The organism is Duganella lactea (assembly GCF_009857505.1).
Classification (GTDB): Bacteria; Pseudomonadota; Gammaproteobacteria; order Burkholderiales; family Burkholderiaceae_D; genus Rugamonas; species Rugamonas lactea.
Genome location: NZ_WWCP01000078.1, coordinates 1 through 4,611 on the forward strand (window position 1 = coordinate 1; position 4,611 = coordinate 4,611).

General features: G+C 61.0%; 5 protein-coding genes. 4 read left to right on the plus strand and 1 reads right to left on the minus strand.

The features are described 5' to 3' along the window. Positions 1–133: 133 nt before the first annotated feature. Positions 134–1,123 carry an octaprenyl diphosphate synthase gene (gene ispB, locus GTP44_RS26655; protein WP_161021785.1) on the minus strand — a complete coding sequence of 330 codons (990 nt, stop codon included), beginning with the start codon at positions 1,121–1,123 and terminating at the stop codon, positions 134–136. 249 nt (positions 1,124–1,372) lie between these two features. Here ispB and rplU point away from each other — a divergent pair, with 249 nt between their 5' ends. From rplU to proB, 4 genes are all read left to right on the plus strand, one after another. Next, positions 1,373–1,684, plus strand: a complete 312-nt coding sequence (rplU, locus tag GTP44_RS26660; protein WP_154362250.1) for a 50S ribosomal protein L21 — start codon at positions 1,373–1,375, stop codon at positions 1,682–1,684. A gap of 39 nt (positions 1,685–1,723) precedes the next feature. Then, on the plus strand, positions 1,724–1,984 hold the full coding sequence (rpmA, locus tag GTP44_RS26665; RefSeq protein ID WP_092278705.1) for a 50S ribosomal protein L27: 261 nt from the start codon (positions 1,724–1,726) through the stop codon (positions 1,982–1,984). 102 nt (positions 1,985–2,086) lie between these two features. Further along, positions 2,087–3,196, plus strand: coding sequence for a GTPase ObgE (gene obgE, locus GTP44_RS26670; RefSeq protein ID WP_161021786.1), 1,110 nt, complete (start codon positions 2,087–2,089; stop codon positions 3,194–3,196). A gap of 161 nt (positions 3,197–3,357) precedes the next feature. Beyond that, positions 3,358–4,476 carry a glutamate 5-kinase gene (gene proB, locus GTP44_RS26675; protein WP_161021787.1) on the plus strand — a complete coding sequence of 373 codons (1,119 nt, stop codon included), beginning with the start codon at positions 3,358–3,360 and terminating at the stop codon, positions 4,474–4,476. The last annotated feature ends 135 nt before the right edge of the window (positions 4,477–4,611 follow it).

Sequence of the window (4,611 nt, forward strand, 5' to 3'; positions counted from 1 at the left end):
AAGCGGTGATCAGTGCTGTCGTTCACAAACTGACGCATCTGATTTACGGTGTCATCCGTACTGGCAAGCCTTTCGACCCCAAATACTTATCGAAAAAGCTTGCCATTCAAGACGGTATCTGACACCCCGGTTTTTAGTGGTTGCGGTGGACCGAGAAGTGGGCCAGTTGCAGCAGCGATTGCTTGTGGACGCTGTCCGGCAGGTCGGCGATGGCGTCCGACGCGCGCCGGGCGGCGATCACCGCCTGCTCGCGCGTGTAGTCCAGCGCGCCGCTGCTGGTGATCGCGGCGAGGATGGCGTCGAAATGCTGCTCGTCGCCATTTTCGATGCACGAGCGCACCAGTTCGCGCTGCGCCGGCGTGCCGTTTTCCATCAGGTAGATCAGTGGCAGCGTCGGCTTGCCTTCGCGCAGGTCGTCGCCGACGTTCTTGCCGATTTCGCTGGCGTCGCCGGCGTAGTCCAGCACGTCGTCAATCAACTGGAAGGCGGTGCCCAGTGAACGGCCGTATTCGCCGGCGGCGGCGATCTGCGTGTCGTCGGCGCCGGCCACCAGCGCGCCCAGCTCGGCCGCCGCCTCGAACAGCTTGGCGGTCTTGGAGCGGATCACCTGCAGGTAGCGCTCCTGGTTAACGTCTGGATCGTGCATGTTAAGCAGCTGCAATACCTCGCCCTCGGCGATGACGTTGGTGGCGTCCGACAGGATCTGCATCACGCGCATATTGTTCAGGCCGACCATCATCTGGAACGAGCGCGAGTACAGGAAGTCGCCCACCAGCACCGAGGCGGCGTTGCCGAACAGCGCGTTGGCGGTGGCGCGCCCGCGGCGCAGCGACGATTCGTCGACCACATCGTCGTGCAGCAGCGTGGCGGTGTGGATGAATTCCACCACGGCGGCCAGCTCGTGGTGCGCCGTGCCGCGGTAGCTGTAGGCGTTGGCCACCAGCAGCACCAGCACCGGACGGATGCGCTTGCCGCCGGCGCTGATGATGTATTCGGCGATCTGATTGACCAGGGACACCTCGGAATGCAGGCGCCGGCGGATCACCGCATTGACCGCGTCCATGTCGGCGGCAATGGTTTCGATGATGGTGTTTTGGGTAACGTTTTGGGTAGCGGCAGACAAGGCGAACCTGTGCAGTTAGACTAATGGTGGCGGAATTATACGCCATGCCCCCGCGCACAGGGGCGTCACCCCCCGTTTGCCGTACTTATCTTGTCGCCGGCCGCGCCCGCCGCGCGGCAAAATTGTTTGACATACCACGCCCTCCGCCATTTGTGAATAGTTTTTGACGCAAAAATGGTTCCTGTGTATAATCTGCGGTTCCCCGGTTTCCCCGGTGGATTTTTATAAACATTTGAGAGGTTTCAAATCATGTACGCGGTCATAAAAACCGGTGGCAAACAGTATAAAGTTGTCGCTGGCGAAAAACTTAAAGTAGAACAGATACCGGCAGACATTGGTTCCGAAATCACCATTGACCAAGTCCTCGCCGTTGGCGCGGGCGACAGCATCAAATTTGGTGCTCCGCTGGTTGAAGGTGCGAAGGTTCTGGTCACCGTTGTTTCCCACGGCCGTCACGAAAAAGTGACGATCTTCAAGATGCGTCGTCGTAAGCACTACCAGAAGCATCAGGGTCACCGTCAGAACTACACCGAAATCCAAGTTGTTTCGATCAACGCCTAATCGCGTATCGACACTTTTTAGTATCCAAGGAGCTTTAGCATGGCACACAAAAAAGGCGGCGGCACAACGCGAAATGGTCGTGACTCGGAATCAAAACGCCTGGGCGTTAAGGTTTACGGCGGTCAAACGATCAATGCTGGCGGCATCATCATTCGTCAACGCGGCACCCCGGTGCGCGCTGGTGAAGGCGTAGGCACCGGCAAAGACCACACCCTGTTCGCTCTGGTGGACGGCGTGGTTAAGTTCGTCAAAAAAGGTGAAGGCTCGAAACAGTTCGTCACCGTAGTAGCAGCAGCGTAATTTACGCTCCGGCCCCTTGATGGGGCCGTTTTGTAAGGCGCAAGCCTTCAATCGAAAGGCTCTGCCCATAGGTAGAGCCTTTTAGTTTTATGGCGGTACATCATGAAGTTTATCGACGAAGCAAAAATTGAAGTAATCGGTGGTGACGGCGGCAATGGCTGCTCGTCGTTTTGCCGTGAAAAATTCCGCCCGTTCGGCGGCCCTGACGGCGGCGACGGCGGCAAGGGTGGCTCGATCTGGGCCATAGCGGACCGTAACATCAATACCTTGGTCGATTTCCGCTTCTCCAAAGTGCACCGCGCCGGCAACGGCGAAGCCGGCCGTGGCGCCGACTGCTATGGCCGCGGCGCCGATGACATGTTCCTGCGCATGCCGCTGGGCACCCTGATCATCGATGACGTCAGCGGCGAAATTCTGGCCGACCTCAGCGAGCACGGTCAGCAGGAACTGCTGGCCAAGGGCGGCGAGGGCGGCTGGGGCAACATCCACTTCAAGACCTCGACCAACCGCGCGCCGCGTCAAAAGACGCCGGGCAAGGAAGGCGAGCACCGCACGCTGCGCCTGGAACTGAAGGTGCTGGCCGATGTGGGCCTGCTGGGCATGCCGAACGCCGGCAAGTCGACCTTCATCACCGCCGTGTCGAACGCGCGGCCGAAGATCGCCGACTACCCGTTCACCACCCTGCACCCGAACCTGGGCGTGGTGCGCGTGTCGCACGAGAAGAGCTTTGTGATCGCCGACATTCCCGGCCTGATCGAAGGCGCCGCCGAAGGCGCGGGCCTGGGGCACCAGTTCCTGCGCCATCTGTCGCGCACCGGCCTGCTGCTGCACATCGTCGACCTGGCGCCGTTCGAGGCCACCGTTGATCCGGTCAAGGAAGCCAAGGCGCTGGTCAATGAGCTGAAGAAGTACGACGAAGAGCTGGTCGACAAGCCGCGCTGGCTGGTGCTGAACAAGCTGGATATGGTGCCGGAAGAAGAGCGCGCCAAGAAGGTCAAGGACTTCATCAAGAAGTTCGGCTTCAAAGGCCCGGTGTTCGAAATCTCCGCGCTGAGCCACGACGGCACGCAGGAGTTGGTCAACGCCATCCAGAAGCACCTGGAACAAACCCGCCACGTCGAGCAGCGCGCGGAAGAAACCCACATGACCGAAGAGGCGCGCGGTATTTCGTCGATTGATCCGGACGATCCGCGCTTCAAAATCCTCGACTAATCCTCTGCATCACCGGCATAATCAGTTATCAGCTGATTATGCCTTTCCCACTCGGCGCCGCCTCCCCATCCCGGAGCCGGCGACTGTTCGCGGCAAAGCAGGGCAATCCGCCCGCCAAAATACAGCAGCCTTTTTTTCGCTTGTTTTGAGATTGTCGCCTTATGAATTCCGTCATACAAAAAGCAAACCGCATCATCATCAAGGTTGGATCGTCACTGGTCACCAATGACGGGCGCGGACTCGATCACGCCGCCATCGCGCGCTGGGCCGCGCAGATCGCCGGCCTGCGCGCGCTGGGCAAGCAGGTGGTGCTGGTGTCGTCCGGCGCGATTGCTGAAGGCATGCTGCGCCTGGGCTTCGAGCAGCGGCCGACCGATATCCACGAATTGCAGGCCTGCGCCGCCGTCGGCCAGATGGGCCTGGCGCAGATCTACGAGACCAGCTTCCGCGCGCACCAGCTGGGTACCGCGCAGGTGTTGTTGACGCACGCCGACCTGGCCGATCGTGAACGTTATCTGAACGCGCGCTCGACGCTGACCACCTTGCTGCGGCTGGGCGTGGTCCCGATCATCAACGAGAACGACACGGTGGTCACCGATGAAATCAAATTCGGCGACAACGACACGCTGGGCGCGCTGGTCGCCAACCTGATCGAGGCCGACGCGCTGATCATCCTGACCGACCAGCAAGGCCTGTACAGCGCCGATCCGCGCAAGGACCCGTCGGCGGTGCTGATCCAGCATGGCCGCGCCGGTGATGCGGCGCTGGAGGCGATGGCCGGCGGCGCCGGCAGCAGCCTGGGACGCGGCGGCATGCTGACCAAGATCCTGGCCGCCAAGCGCGCCGCCAAATCCGGCGCCCACACCGTCATCGCCTATGGCCGCGAGCACGACGTGCTGGCGCGTCTGGCCAGCGGCGAAGCGATCGGCACCGAACTGGCGGCGCAGACCGGCCACCTGACGGCGCGCAAGCAGTGGATGGCCGATCACTTGCACACGGCGGGCCAGGTGGTGCTGGACGCCGGCGCGGTGCAGAAGCTGACTGGCGAAGGCAAGTCGCTGCTGCCGATCGGCGTGGTGGAAGTGCAGGGCGAATTCGGACGTGGCGCGGTCATCACCTGCGTCAACGAAACCGGCGCGCCGGTGGCGCGCGGCCTGTCCAACTACACCAGCGCTGAAACGCGCCGCATCATGCGCAAGCCCTCCAGCGAAATCGAAGCCATCCTCGGCTTCGTCGAAGGCAAAGAGCTGATCCATCGGGATAACCTGGTGCTGGTCTGAAGAAAAACGGGTGTCAGATACCGTCTTGAATGGCAAGCTTTTTCGATAAGTATTTGGGGTCGAAAGGCTTGCCAGTACGGATGACACCGTAAATCAGATGCGTCAGTTTGTGAACGACAGCACTGATCACCGCTT